This is a genomic window from Arthrobacter sp. TJ-236 (assembly GCF_058269235.1).
Map to the genome: position 1 here is coordinate 21,731 of NZ_JBZCNI010000005.1, position 19,789 is coordinate 41,519.

The 19,789-nt window shown below is 71.1% G+C and carries 21 protein-coding genes and 2 tRNA genes; 9 read left to right on the top strand and 14 right to left on the bottom strand.

The genetic code is table 11. The annotated features are described in order from the left end of the window. Window positions 1-14: 14 nt before the first annotated feature. Complete coding sequence (locus AC4D16_RS15465; RefSeq protein WP_490955622.1) at window positions 15-815, top strand: class I SAM-dependent methyltransferase; 801 nt, start codon at window positions 15-17, stop codon at window positions 813-815. Window positions 816-867: 52 nt separating this feature from the next. On the opposite strand, the gene AC4D16_RS15470 is transcribed toward AC4D16_RS15465, so the two are convergent. Both AC4D16_RS15470 and AC4D16_RS15475 read right to left on the bottom strand, forming a co-directional pair. Then, window positions 868-1,197: a DUF2516 family protein gene (locus AC4D16_RS15470; protein WP_490950844.1), complete on the bottom strand. Its 330-nt coding sequence runs from the start codon at window positions 1,195-1,197 to the stop codon at window positions 868-870. A 71-nt stretch (window positions 1,198-1,268) separates the two neighbouring features. After that, window positions 1,269-2,474, bottom strand: coding sequence for a trans-sulfuration enzyme family protein (locus AC4D16_RS15475; protein ID WP_490955623.1), 1,206 nt, complete (start codon window positions 2,472-2,474; stop codon window positions 1,269-1,271). Window positions 2,475-2,562: 88 nt separating this feature from the next. On the opposite strand from AC4D16_RS15475, the gene tmk reads away from it, so the two are divergent. The 3 genes from tmk to AC4D16_RS15490 all read left to right on the top strand — a co-directional run bounded on the left by tmk (window position 2,563) and on the right by AC4D16_RS15490 (window position 6,049). After that, the gene (gene tmk, locus AC4D16_RS15480) at window positions 2,563-3,234 is read left to right on the top strand and encodes a dTMP kinase (protein WP_490950846.1); all 672 of its coding nucleotides are present in this window, start codon (window positions 2,563-2,565) and stop codon (window positions 3,232-3,234) included. A gap of 110 nt (window positions 3,235-3,344) precedes the next feature. Then, window positions 3,345-4,472, top strand: coding sequence for a DNA polymerase III subunit delta' (locus tag AC4D16_RS15485; protein ID WP_490955667.1), 1,128 nt, complete (start codon window positions 3,345-3,347; stop codon window positions 4,470-4,472). Beyond that, window positions 4,469-6,049, top strand: a complete 1,581-nt coding sequence (locus AC4D16_RS15490) for an alpha/beta hydrolase (protein ID WP_490955624.1) — start codon at window positions 4,469-4,471, stop codon at window positions 6,047-6,049. The genes AC4D16_RS15485 and AC4D16_RS15490 overlap by 4 nt, the downstream gene beginning before the upstream one ends. A gap of 1 nt (window position 6,050) precedes the next feature. On the opposite strand, the gene AC4D16_RS15495 is transcribed toward AC4D16_RS15490, so the two are convergent. Beyond that, window positions 6,051-6,812, bottom strand: coding sequence for an HAD family hydrolase (locus AC4D16_RS15495; protein ID WP_490955625.1), 762 nt, complete (start codon window positions 6,810-6,812; stop codon window positions 6,051-6,053). A gap of 218 nt (window positions 6,813-7,030) precedes the next feature. Between AC4D16_RS15495 and AC4D16_RS15500 the strand changes: the two genes are divergently transcribed. After that, window positions 7,031-7,103, top strand: a tRNA-Thr gene (locus AC4D16_RS15500). Between the two features lie 159 nt (window positions 7,104-7,262). Here AC4D16_RS15500 and AC4D16_RS15505 read toward each other — a convergent pair. The 3 genes from AC4D16_RS15505 to AC4D16_RS15515 form a co-directional block, all read right to left on the bottom strand. Beyond that, window positions 7,263-7,505, bottom strand: a complete 243-nt coding sequence (locus AC4D16_RS15505; protein ID WP_490955626.1) for an acyl carrier protein — start codon at window positions 7,503-7,505, stop codon at window positions 7,263-7,265. 203 nt (window positions 7,506-7,708) lie between these two features. Further along, window positions 7,709-8,548, bottom strand: coding sequence for an aldo/keto reductase (locus AC4D16_RS15510; protein ID WP_490955627.1), 840 nt, complete (start codon window positions 8,546-8,548; stop codon window positions 7,709-7,711). Window positions 8,549-9,062: 514 nt separating this feature from the next. Further along, the gene (locus tag AC4D16_RS15515) at window positions 9,063-9,494 is read right to left on the bottom strand and encodes a hypothetical protein (protein ID WP_490955628.1); all 432 of its coding nucleotides are present in this window, start codon (window positions 9,492-9,494) and stop codon (window positions 9,063-9,065) included. 4 nt (window positions 9,495-9,498) lie between these two features. Here AC4D16_RS15515 and AC4D16_RS15520 point away from each other — a divergent pair, with 4 nt between their 5' ends. Then, window positions 9,499-10,377, top strand: coding sequence for a hypothetical protein (locus tag AC4D16_RS15520; RefSeq protein ID WP_490955629.1), 879 nt, complete (start codon window positions 9,499-9,501; stop codon window positions 10,375-10,377). Here AC4D16_RS15520 and AC4D16_RS15525 read toward each other — a convergent pair. The 4 genes from AC4D16_RS15525 to AC4D16_RS15540 are packed head-to-tail and all read right to left on the bottom strand — an operon-like array spanning window position 10,371 to window position 13,438. After that, window positions 10,371-10,826, bottom strand: a complete 456-nt coding sequence (locus AC4D16_RS15525; RefSeq protein ID WP_490950852.1) for a hypothetical protein — start codon at window positions 10,824-10,826, stop codon at window positions 10,371-10,373. The two genes, AC4D16_RS15520 and AC4D16_RS15525, sit on opposite strands and share 7 nt — an antisense overlap. Before the next feature lie 8 nt (window positions 10,827-10,834). Then, a complete protein-coding gene (locus AC4D16_RS15530) occupies window positions 10,835-11,458 on the bottom strand; it encodes a bacterial proteasome activator family protein (protein WP_490950853.1) in 624 nt (207 codons plus the stop codon). A 37-nt stretch (window positions 11,459-11,495) separates the two neighbouring features. Continuing rightward, window positions 11,496-12,098, bottom strand: a complete 603-nt coding sequence (locus AC4D16_RS15535; protein ID WP_490955630.1) for a response regulator transcription factor — start codon at window positions 12,096-12,098, stop codon at window positions 11,496-11,498. Further along, on the bottom strand, window positions 12,095-13,438 hold the full coding sequence (locus AC4D16_RS15540; protein WP_490955631.1) for a sensor histidine kinase: 1,344 nt from the start codon (window positions 13,436-13,438) through the stop codon (window positions 12,095-12,097). Before AC4D16_RS15540 ends, AC4D16_RS15535 begins: the two co-directional genes overlap by 4 nt. A gap of 115 nt (window positions 13,439-13,553) precedes the next feature. Between AC4D16_RS15540 and AC4D16_RS15545 the strand changes: the two genes are divergently transcribed. Together AC4D16_RS15545 and AC4D16_RS15550 are read left to right on the top strand one after the other, a co-directional pair. Continuing rightward, window positions 13,554-14,570, top strand: a complete 1,017-nt coding sequence (locus tag AC4D16_RS15545) for an ABC transporter ATP-binding protein (protein ID WP_490955632.1) — start codon at window positions 13,554-13,556, stop codon at window positions 14,568-14,570. A 63-nt stretch (window positions 14,571-14,633) separates the two neighbouring features. After that, window positions 14,634-15,419, top strand: coding sequence for an ABC transporter permease (locus tag AC4D16_RS15550; protein WP_490955633.1), 786 nt, complete (start codon window positions 14,634-14,636; stop codon window positions 15,417-15,419). 68 nt (window positions 15,420-15,487) lie between these two features. Here AC4D16_RS15550 and AC4D16_RS15555 read toward each other — a convergent pair whose 3' ends face one another. The 4 genes from AC4D16_RS15555 to AC4D16_RS15570 form a co-directional block, all read right to left on the bottom strand. After that, the gene (locus AC4D16_RS15555; RefSeq protein ID WP_490950858.1) at window positions 15,488-15,676 is read right to left on the bottom strand and encodes a YbdD/YjiX family protein; all 189 of its coding nucleotides are present in this window, start codon (window positions 15,674-15,676) and stop codon (window positions 15,488-15,490) included. After that, entirely contained in the window at window positions 15,676-17,952 is a 2,277-nt protein-coding gene (locus AC4D16_RS15560) for a carbon starvation CstA family protein (RefSeq protein ID WP_490955634.1), read from the bottom strand. Before AC4D16_RS15560 ends, AC4D16_RS15555 begins: the two co-directional genes overlap by 1 nt. Window positions 17,953-18,164: 212 nt before the next feature. Then, complete coding sequence (locus AC4D16_RS15565; RefSeq protein WP_490955635.1) at window positions 18,165-18,407, bottom strand: hypothetical protein; 243 nt, start codon at window positions 18,405-18,407, stop codon at window positions 18,165-18,167. Between the two features lie 87 nt (window positions 18,408-18,494). Beyond that, window positions 18,495-19,466 (bottom strand): NAD(P)H-quinone oxidoreductase, encoded by a 972-nt coding sequence (locus AC4D16_RS15570; protein WP_490950861.1) that lies wholly within the window; start codon window positions 19,464-19,466, stop codon window positions 18,495-18,497. Window positions 19,467-19,550: 84 nt separating this feature from the next. Between AC4D16_RS15570 and AC4D16_RS15575 the strand changes: the two genes are divergently transcribed. Beyond that, window positions 19,551-19,638 (top strand) — tRNA-Ser (locus tag AC4D16_RS15575). Window positions 19,639-19,789: the final 151 nt, after the last annotated feature.

Genomic DNA, 19,789 nt, shown 5'->3' on the forward strand with positions numbered 1-19,789 from the left:
CTAGCCTTGGGAGCGTGCCTCAGCGACCGCGCCCGCCGAAACCGCTCGGGACGATCACGCGGGGCACCACGAACCCCAACCGGTTGCGCCGGGCCGACCGGTGGCTGGCCGGCCCCCAGCGTTTCCGCATCCGCCGCGCCGCCGACCCCCTCGTCGTCGACCTCGGGTACGGTGCGGCGCCCGTCACCGCCGTCGAACTGTTCACGCGCCTGCGGACGGTGCGCAGCGACGTCGAGGTGGTAGGGGTCGAGATCGACCCGGCGCGCGTGATCGCAGCACACCCCCTGGCCCGGCCCGGGCTCAGCTTCCGGCAGGGCGGGTTCGAACTGCCGCTCGACGGCCGGCGGCCGGTGGTGGTGCGGGCCTTCAACGTGCTACGGCAGTACGGGGAGCACGAGTACGCGGCGTACTGGGACGAGGTGCGCGGGCGCCTCGCTCCCGGCGGCATCCTCGTGGACGGGACCTGCGACGAGATAGGCCGGCGCGCGTCCTGGGCCACCGTGGACGGTGGCGGGCCGGTCAGCCTCACCCTCTCGATGCGCTTCGGCGCCTTCTCCATACCGTCCGACGTCGCCGAGCGGTTACCGAAGGCGCTGATCCACCGGAACGTCGAGGGCGAGCGCGTCCATGCCTACCTGAGAGCGCTGGACCGCGCGTGGCTCGATGCCGCACCGCTCGCGTCCTACGGGACCAGGCAGCGGTTCGTCGCGACCTGTGCTGCGCTGCGCTCCGGCGGCTGGCCGCTCCTGGACGGTTCAGCGCGCTGGCGCCTCGGCGAGGTCACGGTGGCGTGGGACGCCGTCGCGCCCGGATGAGACGGTGGGACCGTCCGCGCCGTGCGGGCGGGACGGTCGGTGAGGTGGACGGCTACCAGGGACCGTAGGGGCCGTAGTTGCCGCCGCGGCCGGAGGTCTGGCTCACGGCGGGCTTGACGTCGGCGAGGTACACGCACGCGGCGATGATGGCCACGAGCTGGAAGAGGTTGAACCCGCCGCGGCCTCCGAGCGCCGAGAGCAGCCCCACGACGACGGCGCCGCCGGTGAGGGCGAGCCAGAACCCCTTGGTGCGCTTGAAGGCGGCCTCGAACGCCGTACCCGGGCGCCGGATGCAGTCGGAGAACGCCCAGATCTCGATCCCGAGGGCCACGAAGCCGAGGGCGAGATACAGATACCGCTGAATGTCCAGAACGAGGTCCACACCTTCAGCTTAGCGGCCCCGTCGGGTCTGCTGCGGCGGGCTGTGGAGTGGACCGCACCGGTGCTGCGCGGTCACATGCCGGCGTCGGACGCCCGTCCTGCCACGCGCAGCGCGTGATCGAGGTCCGCCCACAGATCCTCCGGGTTCTCGATGCCCACCGAGAGCCGCACGAGCGCCTCCGGCACGGTCTTCGGTTCGGCGGGCTGACGGCGTCGACGCTCGATGAGGGACTCCACCCCGCCGAGCGAGGTGGCCGGCAGCCACAGGCGGACCGCCTCGACGAGGGCTTCGGCGGTCGCGACGTCGTCGAGCTCGATGCTGATGATCCCGCCGAAGCCGTTGAACTGGGCCGCTGCGCGCTCGTGACCGGGATCCGAGGTGAGGCCCGGGTACCGGACACGTCGGACGGCGGGGTGGTCGACGAGGCGGTGCGCGAGCTGCGCCGCGGTGGACTGGCTGCGCTCGATCCGCAGCGCCAGCGTCCGCAGGCCACGCAGGGCGAGCCAGACCTCGAACGGCCCAGCGATGGCCCCGTGCAGCGTCCGGTGCGCGAGGAGCCGATCCCGGAGTGCGGTCTTGGACGTGACGAGGGCACCCAGGACGACGTCGGAGTGCCCGGCGAGCCACTTCGTGACGGAGTGCAGGACGACGTCGACGCCCGACTCCAGCGGCCGGTGCACGATCGGCGTGTTGAACGTGTTGTCGGCGACGACGACGGCGCCGAGGGCGTGAGCGGCGTCCGTGAGCACGGACAGTTCGGCCACCTCGAGCATCGGGTTGGTGGGGCTCTCGAGCCACAGCATGACCTGACCGGCGTCGAAGCGTGTACCGAGTGCGTCGAGCTCGGCGAGTACCGCAGCGGTGTCCGCGATGTCCACCGGGCGGAGCTCGAACCGGCCCTGTGCGGCGAGGTCGGCGGCGAGGCTCAGGGAGCCGGCGTAGGCGTGCCGCGGCATGACCACCGCTCCGCCGGTCGGGACGAGGGACAGCGCGGCGGCGGCGGCACCGAGTCCGGAGGAGAACACCAGCGCGGGGAGGCGGGCGCCCTCGAGCGCGCCGAGCGCCTCCTCGAAGGGTTCCCAAGTGGGGTTCGAACCGCGCGCGTAGATGCGATCACCCTCGCCGGGGTCCCGGGTCTCGTGGTAGGTGGAGGAGAGGACGATCGGCGCGTTGACCGGGGCGTCGTGCTCGCGCGGCGGGCGGCCCGCGGCGACCACGAGCGTGTCGGGTGCGAGGTCGGTGGGGATGTCGGCGTGACTGCGGTGCGGCTCGGACATGGCTCCCAGCCTAGTCGGGGCCGTCCGATCGGCGGGCGGGGTGTGGGGACGGCCGGGATCCGTCCGTGCCACTCGGTACGCTTGGCGCGTGACCTCTCCCCTGCCGCACGGGCTGCCCGGCCTCTTCATCGCGTTCGAGGGTGGCGACGGCGCCGGCAAATCGACGCAGGCCGGTCTGCTGCGCGAGGCCCTCGAAGCGCGTGGCCGCACCGTCGTGCGGACCCGGGAGCCCGGCGGCACCCCGGTCGGCGAGCAGCTCCGACGGCTCGTCCTCGAGCACGGCAACGGCGAGATCCCCGCGCGGACGGAAGCCCTCATCTTCGCGGCCTCCCGGGCTGCACTCGTCGAGCAGGTGATCCTGCCCGCGCTGCGGCGGGGCGACGTCGTGGTGTGCGACCGCTACATCGACTCCTCCGTGGCCTACCAGGGCACCGGGCGGCACCTGGGCGCCGACGCCGTCCGCGGCGTCAACCTGTGGGCGGCGGACGGGCTGCTCCCCGACCTCACCGTCCTGCTCGACGTCGATCCGGCGGAGGGCCGCAACCGGCGGACCGCAGGGTCAGCAGCGGAGGACCGGCTGGAGTCCGAGCCCGACACCTTCCACGCGAGCATCCGCTCGGCGTTCCTCGACCTGGCCCGCGCCGAACCGGAGCGCTACCTCGTGCTCGGGGCCGCCGAGGAACCGGAGCACCTGCACAGCACCATCCTCGACACCACTCTCCGTGCTCTCGCGGACGTGCCCACCGGGACGTCGGCGTGAGCGTCGACACGAGCCGCGCCACCGGCACCGGCGTCGACAGGAAGCCGGGTACCGGCGCGGACCGGCGCCCGGCCACCGGCGTATGGGCGGACCTCCGGGGCCAGGAGCAGGTGGTGGAGCAACTGCGCCGCGCCGCGCAGTCGGGCGCGCCCACGCATGCCTGGCTCTTCACCGGCCCGCCGGGATCGGGACGCTCGAATGCCGCCCGGGCCTTCGCGGCAGCCCTCCTGTGCGACCGGGAGGCGCTGAGCGAGCGCGGCTGCGGGACGTGCAAGGCGTGCCGCACGGTGCTGTCCGGCGCCCACGCGGACCTGACGAACGTCACCACCGAGAAGGTGACGATCAGCATCGACGAAGCGCGCGAACTCGTGCGGAAGGCCCAGGACAAGCCGTCGACGGGCCGCTGGCGCATCATCATCGTCGAGGACGCCGACCGCATGCAGGAACGCAGCACCAACGTGCTGCTGAAGGCCATCGAGGAGCCGCCGCCGCGGACCATCTGGCTGCTCTGCGCGCCCAGCCCCGGGGACGTCCTCGTCACCATCCGCTCGCGCTGCCGCTCGGTCGGTCTGCGCCTGCCCCCGGTGGCGAACGTCGCCGATCTGCTCGTCACGCGGGACGGCATCGATCCGGCCACCGCGGAAGCCGCAGCGCGTGCCGCGCAGAGCCACATCGGCGTGGCGAAGCGGCTCGCGACCGATGCCGGCGCACGGGAGCGCCGCAACCAGATCGTCCGGCTGCCGCTGACGCTCCGCTCCGTCTCCGGCGCCATGCGGGCCGCCGCGGACCTCGTGAAGCTCGCCGAGGCGGAGGCGCAGAGCTCCTTCGAGCAACGTGACGCCGAGGAGCGGACGGCCCTGCTGGCCACCCTCGGCGCCCCCGAGACCGGTACGCTGCCGCCGTCGATGCGCGCGCAGATCAGGCGGCTCGAGGAGGACCAGACGCGGCGGGCGAAGCGCTCGAAGAACGACTACTTCGACCGGGCGCTCACCGACCTCATCTCCTTCTACCGGGACGTCCTCATGCTGCAGGTCTCCAGCGGGCGGTCCCTCGTCAACGAGCCGCTGCGCCCCGACCTCGAGGAGTTCGCCCGCCGGGAGAGCCCGGAGGACACCCTGCTGCGGATCGAGGCGATCAATGAGGTGCGTACCCGCCTCGTGAGCACCAACGTCTCGCCCCTCCTGGCGATCGAGGCCATGGCCGTGACCCTCCTGTCCCGGAAGGACCTCGAGCGATGAGCAGATCCACACGAATTCCCGGCACCGCCGCCCGCACCCGCCGGCTGCGCACGCTCACCGCCGCCCTCGCCGTCCTCCTCGGGGTCTCGGGGTGCACGGCGCTCCCCTCCGGACAGGGCGGCGGCGATGACTCCGTGGAGATCGAGACGGCCGACCCGGCGGCGATCGGGGACGTGCCGGAGGACCTCCGCGATTTCTACGCCCAGGAGGTGCGATGGGAGGACTGCGAGGGTTCGTTCCGATGCGCGACCATCACCGTGCCGCTCGATTACGCCGATCCCGGCCGTGCCGGCATCGACATCGCGGCGATCCGGTCGGAGGCGGGCGGTGAGGCGCGGGGCACCGTCCTCGTGAACCCCGGCGGACCGGGCGGCTCCGGCGTCGCCATCGTGCGCGACTCCCTGGACTACGTGACGAGTGAGCGGCTCCGCGAGAACTACGACGTCCTCGGTTTCGACCCCCGTGGCGTCAACCGCTCCAGCGCCGTGACCTGCTACACCGCGGAGGAGCAGGACGAGGCGCGGCAGAAGTCCTACCCCGTGGACGCACCGGACGACGAGCTCCTCGCGCTCCTCCGGGAGGACGCCCAGCGCTTCGCGGACCTGTGCGCCGAACGGACCGGGGAGCTGCTCGGATTCGTGGACACGGTGTCCGCGGCCCGCGACATGGACATCCTCCGGGCGCTCGTCAGCGACGAGAAGCTGAACTTCCTCGGGTTCTCCTACGGCACCCAGCTCGGCGCCACCTACGCGGAGCTGTTCCCCGAGCGGGTGGGGCGGCTCGTGCTCGACGGGGCGATCGACCCCTCGCTCGGCAACGACGAGATCACCCTCGGGCAGGCGACCGGCTTCGAGGCCGCCCTGCGCGCCTACGTCACGGACTGCCAGCAGGGCGACGACTGCCCCTACGCGGGATCCGTGGACGACGGCGTGCGCCAGATCCAGGACCTGTTCGCCTCGGTGGAACGCGACCCGATGACCGCGCAAGACGGACGGCTGGTCCCGGTGTCCACCTTCGTGCAGGGATTCATCCTGCCGCTCTACGACGACGCCAACTGGCCCACCCTCACGCAATCCGTCACGGCAGCGCTCAACGGGAACCCCTCGAGCATGCTGTACCTGGCAGATCTCTCCGCCGAGCGACAGGCGGACGGCACCTACGCCTCGAACTCGACGGCAGCGTTCCTGGCCGTGAACTGCCTCGACTATCCGATGTCGGACGACCCCGCGCAGATGAAGGCGGACGAGCAGGACCTCGAGGCGGCCTCACCCACCTTCGGCCGCTTCCTCGCCTACGGCGGTGTGACCTGCGCCCCGTGGCGTTACCCCCCGGTCCTGACGCCCGCTCCGGTGAGCGCCGAGGGGGCTGACCCGATCGTCGTCATCGGCACGACCGGCGACCCGGCGACGCCCTACGCATGGTCCACCGCGCTCGCCGAGCAGCTCGACTCCGGGGTGCATGTGACGTGGGAGGGCGAAGGGCACACAGCCTACGGACGCTCCAACGACTGCATCCTCGACCTGGTGGACGACTACTTCGTCGACGGGACCGTGCCGGAGGACGGCGCGCGCTGCTAGATCAGCCCAGCTGAATGACGTCGTCGGCCGGGTCGATGGCGCGGGGCGGCTCGGCCGGCGATGTCCCGGGGCTGCGCGACCCGGTCAGCAGCCACTCCGGCAGGTGACACATGGAGGGGAGGACGGCGTCGGCGCCGGCGAGTCGCAGTTCCGCCTCCGAGTGCGCGCCCGTCAGCACTCCGACGACGGCGCCCGCCCCGGCGCGCTGGCCGGCGAGGACGTCCGACGTCGTGTCCCCCGCGACGAGGACCGTGCGCACGTCCTCGATGTCCAGGGCGAGGACCGCCGTCAGGATGATGTCCGGGTACGGACGCCCGCGACCCGCGTCGGAGGGGCAGAGGCTCAGATCGGCCAGGCCCATCCAGCCGAGGGACTCGAGGATCATGTTCTGCGTGTGGCGGCCGAAGCCCGTGGCCAGGCAGATCTTGAGGCCGGACTCGCGGAGGGCGAGGATCGCTTCCTCGGCCCCCTCGATCGGCTGCACGCCGTGCCGCGCCAGCAGGTTGTCGTACGCGGCCTCGAAGGACCGGTTCGCCGCGACGGCCGTGGCCGGATCCTCGAACAGGTGGCGGAAGACGAGTTCCTTCGACGTGCCCATGGTCTGCCGGGCGTAGAACGTCATCTCGTCGAAGGCCCGGGTTCCCTCGAGCACTCCATGGGACGCGAGGGACCGCGCGAACGCTTCCTCCTGCAGGGGCCCCTCGTCCACCGTGGTTCCCGCCATGTCGATGACGGCGAGCGAGAATCTCTGGTCCTGTGTCATGCGGCGTCCCCTTTGCCGGCCGAGACCCCTCCGGCTCCGGAGATGGGCAACTCCAAGGGTCCCCTACCGGGCTGTCGGGGTGGTGGCGGACGTACGGCAGGAGGATGAACGGGGTACGAACGTGCGGCCACATGGGTAGTTTTGACCCCGGCGACGAACCTGCTATAAAGTTGTCGCTTGTGGATCGGACCGGGGCCACGCCCCCGCCGCGAAGCATTGCCTCCTTAGCTCAGTCGGTAGAGCGTCTCACTCGTAATGAGAAGGTCGCCAGTTCGACTCTGGCAGGAGGCTCTCGAGAAGCCCCGGACGGTCACCCGCCGGGGCTTTTGCATGTCCTCGACCTGACCGACGCAGCAGCATCGACACAGCCGCGACGCAGCAGCGACGGCGGGCGCCGAAGCACCCGCCGTCGGGCGGACCGTTCTCGTGGGGCTGGGACGCCGGGGTGGGTCAGCTCAGTGCGGGCCCCGACTCGGAGGAGCCGGTCAGCTCACCGAGGAACGCGTGGCACCGGGCTGCACGCTCGGAATCCTGGGCCATGACCTGCTCGAAGAACTCCGCGATGTCGTCGCGCCCGGCGTTGCGGGCGTCTCGGACGTACTGGCCGTAGTCGTGCCCGGCCTTCAGGGAGTGGTATTGCAGTGAGATCAGGTCGAACGAGACGTCGTCGAATCCGGTTTCGCCAGTGGACATCAGGCACCTCCATGTGGGGGTGAACAGGTGCAGTCAGGCTAGGAGTCGCCCTTCCGGCGCGGCAACGGGGTTCCACGCCGTCCGATGCCTCGCGCACGCGCACGGCATCTGGTACCCCCGCGGCGTCTGCATCGGCCCGGGATACGAAGAAGCCGCCCGGCATGCCGGGCGGCTTCGTCATCCGCTACGTGGTGCGGGAGGTATCAGGCGAAGTCGGACGTGGCGGGGTCGGCGCCGATGCGGCCGGCCGAGCCCTTGTCGAGGCCGTTGATGGCCTCGATGTCCGCGTCCTCCAGCGTGACGTCGAGAGCTCCCCAGTTCTCGACGATGCGCGATGCCGTGACCGACTTGGGAATGACGACGCTACCGAGCGCGATGTGCCACGCGAGGACCACCTGGGCGGGGGTGGCGTTGTGCTTCGTCGCGATGTCCTGCAGCACGGGATCCTCGAGCAGGCCCTTGCCGGATCCGAGCGGTGACCAGGCCTCGTGGAGGATGCCCTTCTCGGCCTCGAAGGCGCGCAGTTCGGCCTGGTTGAGGTACGGGTGGCTCTCCACCTGGTTGATGACGGGTACCACGCCGGTGGCGTCGATGATCTCGGTGAGGGCCTCGATGGTGAAGTTCGAGACGCCGATGCTCTTCACGCGTCCCTGCTTCTGCAGTTCGACGAAGGCCTTCCAGGTGTCCAGGTACTTGCCCTGCTTGGGCTGCAGCCAGTGGATCAGGTAGAGGTCGAGGGTCTCGAGGCCGAGGCGCTCCATGGAGGCGTCGAAGGCGGCGAGCGTGCTCTCGTAGCCCTGGTCCGCGTTCCACAGCTTGGTGGTGATGAACATGTCCTCGGGGCTGAGGCCCGAGGACGCGATCGCGCGGCCCACACCGGCTTCGTTCCCGTAGATCTTCGCGGTGTCGATGTGTCGGTAGCCGGCCTCGAAGGCCTTGCCCACGACGTCCTCCGCGACGTTGTCCTCGACCTGCCAGACGCCGTAGCCGAGCTGCGGGATGGTGTGACCGTCGTTGAACGTAAGGTGTGGTGATGTAGTCATACTGGCGGGAACCACGGTCTCCCGTCATTTATTTCTGTGTCCTCCTACAACTATCAGCCGACGCAGTATCGCGTCACGAGCTGGGCGGAGCAGGCGCCCCGAGCGGAGGTGAGCGGTGGACCACCCGGCGCGCGACGAGCGGGAGGCACTCCACGACGCCGTTCATCTCTACGTCCTTCGGCGATCTCTCAGCACCAGGCTGGCCGGAGCGACGGCCCGACAGGCTCTCGCATCGGGGGAACTGTCGCTCGGGGCGCTGCTGCGCTCCGCCCGCGCCGAGCTCGACCGCTTCCTCCCTCCCGGCCACCTGCCGCGTCTTCGGAACGCTCCCGACGTCGAGGCGGCGCTCGCCGGGCTACCGGCGGACGAGCGGGAACTGCTGCTCCTGCACCACTGGGACGGCCTGGACCGGACAGCGGCGGGCCGCCTCGCGGGTGTGGACCCGGAGCGGTTCGACGACGTCGAGGCCGCCTTCGGCGCAGCGCTCGCTACCCGAACCCCCGCCGCGGCGGACTCAGGCGCTACGTCCGGGGAGGACCTCCCCGAGCAACGGTCGAGGATCGCTGTCGAGGCGCTCCGTGCCGCCGACCCCGCACGGTATGTCCCTGACGAGGAGGTGCGGGAGGGCCGCCGGGTCATCGGTGGCGCCGACGATGCCGGGCGCAGGCACCGAGCAGCGGCGGCCCCGGTCGACTCCACCGAGCACGTCCGCTCCACCGAACAGGCCGAGCCCACCGCGCCCATCCGGCCCGAGCCCGCGCCGACTGTCCCGCCCGTTCAGCTGGCCGAGCCCGCCCTGCCCGTTCCGCCGGACGAGCCCGTTGCGCTCGTCGAACCCGGCCCGCTCGATCACGCTTCGCCGGCCGTGGGCACCGGAGACGCCGGGCAGGGTACGCGACGGAGCACGAAGCTGCGCCGTCGTCGGTGGGGCGTGCCTGGTCGCCATCACCGTGGCGCTCGCCGTAGCACTGGTCCCGCCTCCTGCCCCCGAACCCGGCGAGGAGTCTGCGCGCCTCTTCGAGCAGGCCGACGTCGTGGCGGTGGTCGACGCGCTCGATACCGAGTCCATGCTCGTGGACGACGAGGTGCGGATCCTCCAGACCGTCTCCGTGATGCAGTTCCTGAAGGGCGGGGCCGACACCGCGGACGATGTCGTCACCATCGACGTGACCGGCCGCAGCACGTCCGGCAGGCCCTACAGCCGCAATATCTTCCCGCCGTACCAGCTCGTGTTCCTCGACCGGCGCGACGACGGCGGCCTGGCGCCCCTCGACGGCGACAGCGCGGTCCTCACGCTGGTCGACCTGAGGAAGCCCGCGGCGACGACGACCGCGGGTGCTCCGGCCGCCCTGCCGGATGGCGTGGGGGACGCGATCGACGCCCTGCCCGACGAGCAGCTCCGGGTGGAGACGAGCGACTCCCCTCCCGGCGCGCTGGACCCGGACGAGATCGTCGGGATCAGGCCGGCGGAGGGGCGCGACGAGCAGAACCTGCCCGGCAATCTGCTCGGATCCTTCCGGCTCAGCCGTGACGGCGACAGCGTGTGTTCGTGGTTCGAGTTCAACGACCGCTCCGTGCTGCTCCGCTGGCCCAGCGGATTCTCGGCCTACGATCGCGAACAGACCATGTTCTACGCCGACGGGGACCCCCAGGCGGACCGCCGTGTCCTCACGATCCTCAACGAGCGCGGCTACCCCTACGTGGACGAGAACCGCACCTCACCCTTCATCCGCGGCATACCCACGGGCGAGTACGGCACGTGCGCGGGGCAGGAGCTGGAGATGTGGGAGATCGCCATCACCCCCGGCAACACCCTACTGAACTACTGACGCCCCGGCATGGCCCGCTCGGCCTCGTCGACGTCGTCCGTCACCAGCTGCGCGCGGCGCCGTACGTTCTCCAGCCCCGAGGACGCCACGCCCCAGCGTTCGCCGTCGAGCCGTGTCATCGCGGCGGCCTCCGCCGTCGTCGCCAGGGTGTTCCCCGCACGGGAGAGTGCGCGGTGCACCTGCAGGAGGGCGCCGGGGATGTCGAGCCCCGAGCTCGGCGCGATCGCCTGGGCCTCGACGCAGAGTCCCCGGACACGCGGCAGCATGGCGCCGAGCTCGTCGGCGATCCCCACGAGCTCGTTGTAGAGGGCGTCGTCGTCGATGCCCTCGAGGATCTGGTGATACCGGTCCAGGCTGCGACGGAAGCGGTCGTGTGCCCGCCGCCAGACGCCCGTGCCCAGTTCAGCGTCGTCCTTCCGTCCCTGCCGCGCAGCCGCGAAGAATGCCACCGGCGCCGTTACAGGTACTGACCGGGCCCGTGGCTGTCCGCCGGGGACGCCGGCGCGGGCCGCTGCCCCGCAGTCCGCGTGGGCTCTCCGTCCTCACCCACCACGACGCCGGGGGCGATCACCGTGCCGGGCGGCAGTTGGCGGAGCTGGAGCCGGGCGGCCAGCTGCTGGTTGGCCATCTGCTGCGCGGCGAGGGCCGCCTGGATACCGTGGAAGAGCCCCTCGAGCCAGCCCACGAGTTGCGCCTGCGCCACGCGGAGCTCGGCGTCGGTCGGGATGGAATCGTCGTCGAACGGGAGGTTGATGCGGTGCAACTCCTCGACGAGTTCGGGCGCCAGTCCGTCCTCCAGCTCCTTGACGGACCGCTCGTGGATGGCGGCGAGCCGCGTGCGTCCGGCGTCGTCGAGCGGTGCTGTGCGCACCTCCTCCAGCAGTTGCTTGAGCATGGTGCCGATCCGCATGACCTTGGCCGGTTCGTCGACCAGCTCGGAGAGGGACGTGGATCGGCCGTCCGTCTGATCGTCGGGGGCCGGGGATCCTCCGGCTGCGCTCTCCTGCGGGAGGAGGGCGGCGTCGGGCACGGACGCTTCGCCCGCGGGCGTGAGGGGACTGGCGGGCTGCTGTTCAGTCATGACGCTATGCTCCCACAACGGATCCTCGCGGGTCAGGTCAGATCCAGCCCTGCTCCCACGCCCTGGCTGCCGCCTCGTGGCGTGAGGGGGCGCCGAGTTTCGCCATCGCCGACGAGACGTAGTTGCGGACGGTCCCGGGCGCGAGGTGGAGCTCCCGCGCGATGGTCTGCAGGCTCGCACCCTGGCGTCCGTGCCGGAGGACGTCCAGCTCCCGTGCCGTCAGCGGACAGGACTCCCCGCTGAGGGCACTGGCGGCGATGTCCGGATCGACGTACCTGCGACCGGCTGCGACGTCGCGGATCACGTCGGCGAGCTTCTCCGCCGGCGTGGACTTCGGGACGAAGCCGGACACCCGGCTCGCGAGCGCCCGCCGGAGCACGCCGGGACGCGCGTGCCGGGTGACGATGACCACCCGCGTGGGCACCGAGCGGAGGATCTCCTCGGCCGCGTAGATGCCGTCGGTCGGCGGCATCTCCAGGTCGAGGACACAGACGTCCGGCCGGTGCTCCCGGGCGAGGCGGACGGCATCGGTCCCGTTGTCCGCGCTGGCCACCACCTCGAGGTCCGGCTCGAGGCCCAGGAGCGCCTCGAGGGCACCACGGATGAGGTGCTCGTCATCAGCGAGGACCAGGCGGATCATTCCGGACCTCCCTGGCCGCCCCGCACGGGCTCCTGTACCTGCGGGGTGTCACCGCCGCGGGCCACGGAGACCGGTTGGTCGCTGCCCGCGCCCGCCAGGTCCGGAACCGACGCCGCCAGCGTGAAATGCCCGCCCTCGCGGACCGCATGGACGGACCCTCCGACCTCCCCGAACCGACGCCTCAGGCCGTCGATGCCCGAGCCCCCGGAGCGCGCCGCGACGCCCGTCACGCCGTCGTTCCTGACTGTCAGCTCGAACCGGCCGCCGGAGCGCACGAGGGCGAACTCCGCCGACGTCGCCTCGCTGTGGCGGAGGATGTTGGTGGTCGACTCGCGGATGACGAGGCCGAAGAGCGCCCGCTCCGCCGGCGGGAGGCCCTCGGCGTCGACGGCCACGACGCAGCGGACGCCCGCGGCACCGAGCACCTCGGCGGCGTTGGCCGCCTCGGACGCGAGCGACACGGTCCGGTAGCCGTGGACGAGCGCACGCGTGTCCTCGAGGGCCGTCCGCGCCAGACGCTGGGCCTCCGCGATCTGCTCGGCGGCCGCGGCGGGATCACTGGCGAGCAGCCGCCCGGCGAGCTCCGTCTTCAGGGCGATCACCTGCAGATGGTGCCCCTGGATGTCATGCAGGTCGGCGGCGAAGCGGAGACGTTCCTTCGCCACGGCGAGCTCACCCGACGCCCGGCGGCTGTCATCCAGGCGCACCACGATGTCCCACCACCAGATGCCTGCGACGAACAGCACGGGTGTGGCGAGCGCGTAGATCACCAGCGAGGTGACGCCGCCCGATTCCCAGAACGCCCCAGCGGGTGTCCGGCCCAGGAGCGCGCCGAGGAATCCGTGGAGAACCAACGCGGCGAGCCCCGCCGCGAGAACCCGCGGCCTCAGCGCCCGGTGCACGACGACGGCGAGCGCGTTCGCCGCGAACCACAGGGGTACCGCTCCGACCCACAGCGTGTGCGCCTGCAGGAGACCGAGCAGGTACAGCGCCGCGGCGGGACCAAGGAGCCAGAGGGTGTAGACCCTCGGGGGAAGGCCCGCGCCCAGACCCGGCCGGAAGAACCAGCAGTACCGGACCAGAGCGCCGACGGCCACGAGGCACAGCACGAGGATCACGAGGTCGAGCACCTGCAGGCCGTCGTCGACGCCGGCGATCATGAAGAGGGTCGTCGGGACCGCGAGCACGACGCTGTAGAAGACGATGGACGACACCGTGTAGCGCCAGGTCGCCCGGACTCCCCGGCCGGTGTCCGTGCTCACGGTCGGTCCGGAAGCCGGCAGGCCGCGAGCGCCGTCGTCCGCAGGTGTGGACCGGGACCGAGCCCTGAGGAGCGCCATGCGATCCATCGTAGGACCATGACATCTGTCACGGTCCGGGTGTGCGAAGCCGCAGAGGCGCTGGTGACGCGAGGCCACTGACGCGCGCCGCCGCCGCTGGCGAAGGATGGAGGACATGAACAGGACCACCGACCCCGCGACCCCGACCACCCGCCCCTCGCTCTCCCCTTCCGTCCCCGCGCATCACGTCCCGGCCGACACCATCGCCGTCTCCGCGCAGGGCCTGCGCAGCTCCTACGGCTCCTACGAAGCCGTCAAGGGGATCGACCTCTCCATCCGCAACGGAGAGTTCTTCGCCCTGCTCGGCACCAATGGCGCGGGCAAGACCACCACCATGGAGACCCTCGAGGGGCACCGCCCCGCCACCTCGGGCTCCGTCAGCGTGCTGGGCGGCGATCCCCACCGCGACAGGGCCAGGATCCGGCCCCGACTCGGCATCATGCTGCAGGAGGCGGGCTTCGCCGACGACCTCACGGTCGCCGAGACCTGCTCGCTGTGGCTGCGGCTCTCCTCCGCCGACCCGAGCGGCCGCAGCCGTGAGCAGGTCATCGCCGAGGGACTCGACGTCCTGGACCTGGCGGAGAAGGCGGGCACCCGCGTGAAGATGCTCTCGGGCGGTCAGCGCCGACGCCTCGACCTCCTCCTGGCCACCGCGAACGACCCCGACGTGCTCTTCCTCGACGAGCCCACCACGGGCCTCGACCCGGAGTCCCGTGAGCGCACGTGGGAGCTCGTCCGCCGGCTGAACGGCGCCGGTACCACGGTGGTCCTCACCACCCACTACCTCGAGGAGGCCGAGACCTACGCGGACCGCCTCGCGATCATGCACGCCGGACGCATCGCCGTGGAGGGGACGCTCGGCGACGTGCTCCGCCGCGAACCCTCGACCATCTCCTTCGAGGTGGATGCCGACGCCGACGTCCTCGCTCTCACCGCGGCCGGCCTCACCCCGGGCTTCACGCCCACGCCGTCCACCACGCAGGTGACCCTGACCTCGCAGGATCTCCAGCGGGATCTCTGGACCGTGCTCCGCTGGGCCGACGAACACTGCGTGCGGCTCGACCGGCTCTCGGCCAGCGAGGCCTCGCTCGCCGCCGTCTTCCGTCGCGTGAGCCAGGGCGAGAGCGCCTGACCGGCGACCACCCCTCGCGCACGCCCCGACCCGCACCCCTCGACACTCACCCCGGAGGCACCGATGACCGCTCTGCTCGACCACACCACACCGTCCCACCCCACCACGCGCCCGCCCTCCGCGGCCGGCCGCATCCTCTCGATCGCCGCGATGGAACTGCGGATCATCTTCCGCAACAAGACCGTCCTCATGGGCGCACTCCTCATGCCCATCGCGATGGCGGTCTACATGTTCTCCGTAGGAGCCGACCAGGTGACGGACCCCTCCGGCGCCGCCGTCATGGCCGGGCTGACGCTCATGGTGGTCGCACTGCTCGGGGTGTACCTCACGGCCACCACGACGCTCGCCACCCGCCGCCAGGAACTGTTCCTGAAGCGCCTGAGGAGCGGCGAGTCCTCCGACACCGTGATCTGGCTCGGCATGCTGCTGCCGATCGTGGCCCTGGTGGCCGCGCAGCTCGCGATCATCGCCGTCGGTCTCGGCCTGGCCGGCATCGACGCCCCGGCCCAGCCCCTCCTGGTCCTCGGGGCGGCCCTCGGTTTCCTCGCACTGTGCGCCACCGTGGGCATGTTGACGAGCGTCTACACGCCGTCGGCAGCTGCGGCGCAGATCACCACCCTGCCGTTCTTCGCCCTGGTCTTCGGCAGCTTCTTCTGGACGGCGTTCGACGACGGATACGAGCGCATCTCCCGCCTCACCCCGGGCGGCGCACTGCAGAACCTGCTGATGGCCGGCTGGGGTGCCGAGCAGATGAGCATCTCGGTGGCCGGCGCCGCCGTGATCCTCCTGGCCTGGACGGCGATCGCCTACCAGCTCGCCGCCAAGCGCTTCCGGTGGGAGAAGCGCTGAGACCTCCCCGGACGCGGAAGGACCCGGCACCCCATCGGGTGCCGGGTCCCCTCGCCGTCCGGATCCGCCTAGCAGCAGCGCCCTTCGGGGTTGGCGTCCTGGCGGTCCGTCTTGTCCCGCCAGAACTCACGCTCCGTCATGGGCTTCCCGCCGGCGTGGGTCCGCACGTGGTGGTCGAGGTAGGCCTGGTAGGCGTTCTCCCCCATCACACCCCTGAACAGCCACGCGAGCTCACGCGCCCGCTCCAGCACGCTCATCAGTGACCCGACCTGACGGGTCGCTTGTCGGGATCGACGGCGGCCCAGCGGGCTTCCAGCTCCTTCTCGGCCGGCGTGGCCGTCAGGCCCGCCGGGGCGAAGATGCGCGAGGGCACGGCGGCGTCCTCCGTCTCGACACCCCCGCCGGTGCGGTACGCCTTGATGGTGGCGAGGATCGCGGTGGCGATGACGATGATGGAGAGCACCACGAACACGATGGACAGCGTCCCCTGGATGAAGGTGTTCCGGACCACGGCCTCCATGGCTGCGACGCTCGTCGCGGTGCCGAAGCTCTCCTCACCTGCGGCGAGGGCGTTCTTGAACGCCGTGTGCTGGGCCCAGTACCCGATGGCCGGCGTGGACGAGAAGATCTTCTGGAACGACGCCGTGATGGTGACCACCGCAGCGAAGGCCAGCGGCAGGGCCGGGATCCAAAGGAACCTGAACATGCCGCGCTTGGCACAGATGGCCATGCAGACGGCGAGCGCGATGGCCGCGAGCAGCTGGTTCGCGATGCCGAACAGCGGGAACAGCGTGTTGATGCCACCCAGCGGATCGGTGACGCCCATGATGAGGATCGCCCCCCATCCGGCCACCATGATGGCGGTGCAGATCCACGCGCCGGTACGCCAGGAGGTGTCGCGGAAGCGGGGCACGACGTTCCCGATGCTGTCTTGCAGCATGAAGCGCGCCACGCGCGTGCCGGCGTCGACCGCGGTCAGGATGAACAGTGCCTCGAACATGATGGCGAAGTGGTACCAGAAGGCCATCATGCCGGCGCCGCCGAAGACGCCCTGCATGATCTGCGCGATCCCCACGGCGAGGGTCGGTGCGCCGCCGGTCCGCGAGACGATCGACTCCTCACCGACGTTCGTGGCCATGGTGCTGAGGGCTTCCTGCGTCAGGTTGACGCCCGTGAGGCCGAGGCCGTTCACGAACGTCACGGCACCCTCGATGGTGCCGCCCGTCGCCGCTCCCGAGGAGTTCATGGCGAAGTAGATGCCGCGGTCGATCGAGAGGGCCGCGACGAGCGCCATGATCGCCACGAAGGACTCCATGAGCATGCCGCCGTAGCCGATGAAGCGCGTCTGGCGCTCCTTCTCGATCATCTTCGGGGTGGTACCGGAGGCGATCAGCGCGTGGAACCCCGAGAGGGCGCCGCAGGCGATGGTGACGAAGAGGAACGGGAACAGGGTCCCCGCGACGACGGGGCCCGCGCCGGTGCTCGCGTACTCCGTGACGGCGGGGACGCTGATCTCGGGGCGGGTGATGACGATCGCGACGGCGAGCATCACGATGGTGCCGATCTTCATGAAGGTGGAGAGGTAGTCACGCGGGGCCAGCAGCAGCCAGACGGGCAGGACGGCGGCGATGAAGCCGTAGATGATGATGCCCCAGGCGATCGTCACGCGGTCGAGCGTGAACAGCTCGGCGCCCCAGGCGGTCTCGGAGATCCAGCCGCCGCCGATGATGGCGAGGAGCAGGAGCACGAAGCCGATCAGCGACACCTCGGTGACCTTGCCGGGGCGGAGGTACCGCAGGTACACGCCCATGAAGAGGGCGATCGGGATGGTCATCGAGACGGAGAAGACGCCCCACGGGCTCTCACCGAGGGCGTTGACCACCACGAGGGCGAGGATCGCCACGATGATGATCATGATGGTGAGCGTCGCCACGAGGGCGGCGGTGCCGCCGATGACGCCGAGTTCCTCGCGTGCCATCTGGCCCAGGGAGCGGCCGCCGCGGCGCATGGAGAAGAACATGACGAGGTAGTCCTGGACGGCGCCGGCGAAGATCACGCCGATGATGATCCACAGGGTGCCGGGCAGGTAGCCCATCTGCGCCGCGAGGACCGGACCCACGAGCGGACCCGCGCCGGCGATCGCCGCGAAGTGGTGGCCGAAGAGCACCCGGCGGTCGGTGGCGGCGTAGTCCTTGCCGTCCGCCTTGTACTCCGCGGGCGTGGCACGCCTGTCGTCCGGCTTGGTGAGGTTCCGCTCGATGAACTTGGAGTAGAACCGGTAGGCGATGAGGTAGGTGCACACTGCCGCGAACACGAACCAGATCGCGTTGACGGTCTCGCCCCGCACGATCGCGAGGATGGTCCAGGACACGCCACCGAGGAGGGCGATTCCCACCCAGAGGGCGATCTTCGCCGGAGTCCACCGGCGGTCTTCTGCTTCTGCCAGCTGCGGGTCGACGGCGACCGGCGGCAGGTCGGGATCCGTCACCAGCACGTCGGCGTGCCGGTGGGACCCGTTCTGCTTCTTACTCATGATGCTCCTCGGGTGGGAGAGTGTGATGCACACGAAGGTAGCAACCTAGTGAGGCGTACGTCACATGACAAGCCTCCCAACCCGGGGGATGCGCCGAACGCGCGCGAGGGTGCGGCGAGCGGCCGGCTCTTGTCGACCGGTGTTCGGTCGGCGGGCGCGGGTGCCGTCCCTCATGCGCCCGTCAGGCGAAGGTCAGACGTGGATCAGGACGCTCAGGTGTCCGTCGTCGCGCCTGAGCCGTCGCGCGTGTCCGCGGGAGGCTCGTCGACGTTCGCGTTCATGCCCTCGCTGATGCTCGCGTGCGTCCTGGTGCGGCCGTCGGCCGGCTCGTCGGCGTCGTCCGTGGGGCCGTTGTCGACGCCGTCGGGCACCTGGTCCCCGAGGTTCTCGGCGAAGCTGTCGGCGGCCTTGGCCAGGCCGCCCTCGTTCCCGTCGTCGTCCTGCATGCCCGTCATGGCGGCGCTCCTTCCGATCGGCTGTCCGACCAGCCTTCCACAGCCCGACAATGAGAGGAAGCCTGCTGATGACCAGCGCACGGCGACCTACGTGGTCAGCAGGACCTTGCCCACGTGCTGCCCGGAGTCGAAGTACGCATGCGCCTCCGCCGCGCTGTCGAGCGGGAAGGTGCGGTCGACGAACGGCCTCACGCGACCTGCTGACACGAGCGGCCACACGTGGTCCTGCACCGCGGCCATGATCCGCGCCTTCTCCTCCACGGGGCGCGACCTCAGCGTGGTGCCCGCGACGCTGGCGCGCTTGCCCATGAGCAGGCCGAGATCGAGCTCCGCCCTGGCACCCCGCTGCAGTCCGATGACCACGAGGCGCCCGCCGGACGCGAGGGACGCGACATTGCGTGCGAGGTACTCGGCGCCCACGACGTCCAGGATCACGTCGACCCCGCGCCCTCCGGTCGCCGTCATCACCTCGTCCACGAAGTCCTGCTGCCGGTAGTCGATGAGCGAGCCGACGCCCAGGGACCGTGCGACGTCCAGCTTCGCCGCCGACCCCGCGGTCACCAGCGGTACGGCGCCGAGGGCGAGCGCCACCTGGACGGCCATCAGCCCGATCCCGCCGGACGCCCCGTGGATCAGCACGCTGTCCCCACCGGTGAGGCCCGCCTGCAGCACCAGGTTCGACCACACCGTCGCGGCGGTCTCCGGGAGTGCGGCGGCCTCGACCAGATCGACGCCGTCCGGCGCCGGCACCACCTGACCGGCCGGCACGGCCACCCGCTCCGCGTAGCCTCCGCCGGCGAGCAGCGCGACGACGGGCTGACCGACGGCGAACTGCGACGGACCCGGATCCGCGACGTGTCCCGACACCTCGAGCCCGGGGATCTCCGACGCGCCCTCCGGCGGTGGGTAGAACCCGCGCCGCTGCTGTACGTCCGCCCTGTTCAGCCCCGCGGCCACGACGTCGATGAGGACCTCGCCCGCTCCGGGACGGGGATCGGGCACCTCCTGCGGCACCAGGACCTCAGGCCCGCCGCTCCCCTGGATGAGCACAGCTCGCACGTCGCTTCTCCCTCCGCAGCCTTCGCCGCTGATCGACCAGCACGATGTTTGGGCGCCACCGGCCTCTCGTGAAACACTAGCGGCGGAAGGTTGTCCGAGCGGCCGAAGGAGCTGGTCTTGAAAACCAGTGGGCGGTCACCCCGTCTCAAGGGTTCGAATCCCTTACCTTCCGCACATCGAGGAGGCTCCGCATCGCGGAGCCTCCTCCTTTTTTCGGCCCCGGACCCGAGCGGCGCGGCGCCGTGGGCGCCGTGGTGCCCCCGTCGTCGTGCGGTACTGTCCCGAGGAGCACCGGCCCTCCCACCGCTCGGGGCCGAGAACGG

What these genes read in the sequence shown, in the direction of transcription:
- AC4D16_RS15475 (WP_490955623.1), bottom strand. Translation starts at nt 2,474, where the DNA reads ATGTCCGAGCCGCACCGCAGTCACGCCGACATCCCCACCGACCTCGCA.
- AC4D16_RS15490 (WP_490955624.1), top strand. Translation starts at nt 4,469, where the DNA reads ATGAGCAGATCCACACGAATTCCCGGCACCGCCGCCCGCACCCGCCGG.
- AC4D16_RS15495 (WP_490955625.1), bottom strand. Translation starts at nt 6,812, where the DNA reads ATGACACAGGACCAGAGATTCTCGCTCGCCGTCATCGACATGGCGGGA.
- AC4D16_RS15505 (WP_490955626.1), bottom strand. Translation starts at nt 7,505, where the DNA reads ATGTCCACTGGCGAAACCGGATTCGACGACGTCTCGTTCGACCTGATC.
- AC4D16_RS15510 (WP_490955627.1), bottom strand. Translation starts at nt 8,548, where the DNA reads ATGACTACATCACCACACCTTACGTTCAACGACGGTCACACCATCCCG.
- AC4D16_RS15515 (WP_490955628.1), bottom strand. Translation starts at nt 9,494, where the DNA reads ATGGCGACCAGGCACGCCCCACCGACGACGGCGCAGCTTCGTGCTCCG.
- AC4D16_RS15530 (WP_490950853.1), bottom strand. Translation starts at nt 11,458, where the DNA reads ATGACTGAACAGCAGCCCGCCAGTCCCCTCACGCCCGCGGGCGAAGCG.
- AC4D16_RS15535 (WP_490955630.1), bottom strand. Translation starts at nt 12,098, where the DNA reads ATGATCCGCCTGGTCCTCGCTGATGACGAGCACCTCATCCGTGGTGCC.
- AC4D16_RS15540 (WP_490955631.1), bottom strand. Translation starts at nt 13,438, where the DNA reads ATGGCGCTCCTCAGGGCTCGGTCCCGGTCCACACCTGCGGACGACGGC.
- AC4D16_RS15545 (WP_490955632.1), top strand. Translation starts at nt 13,554, where the DNA reads ATGAACAGGACCACCGACCCCGCGACCCCGACCACCCGCCCCTCGCTC.
- AC4D16_RS15550 (WP_490955633.1), top strand. Translation starts at nt 14,634, where the DNA reads ATGACCGCTCTGCTCGACCACACCACACCGTCCCACCCCACCACGCGC.
- AC4D16_RS15555 (WP_490950858.1), bottom strand. Translation starts at nt 15,676, where the DNA reads ATGAGCGTGCTGGAGCGGGCGCGTGAGCTCGCGTGGCTGTTCAGGGGT.
- AC4D16_RS15560 (WP_490955634.1), bottom strand. Translation starts at nt 17,952, where the DNA reads ATGAGTAAGAAGCAGAACGGGTCCCACCGGCACGCCGACGTGCTGGTG.
- AC4D16_RS15565 (WP_490955635.1), bottom strand. Translation starts at nt 18,407, where the DNA reads ATGACGGGCATGCAGGACGACGACGGGAACGAGGGCGGCCTGGCCAAG.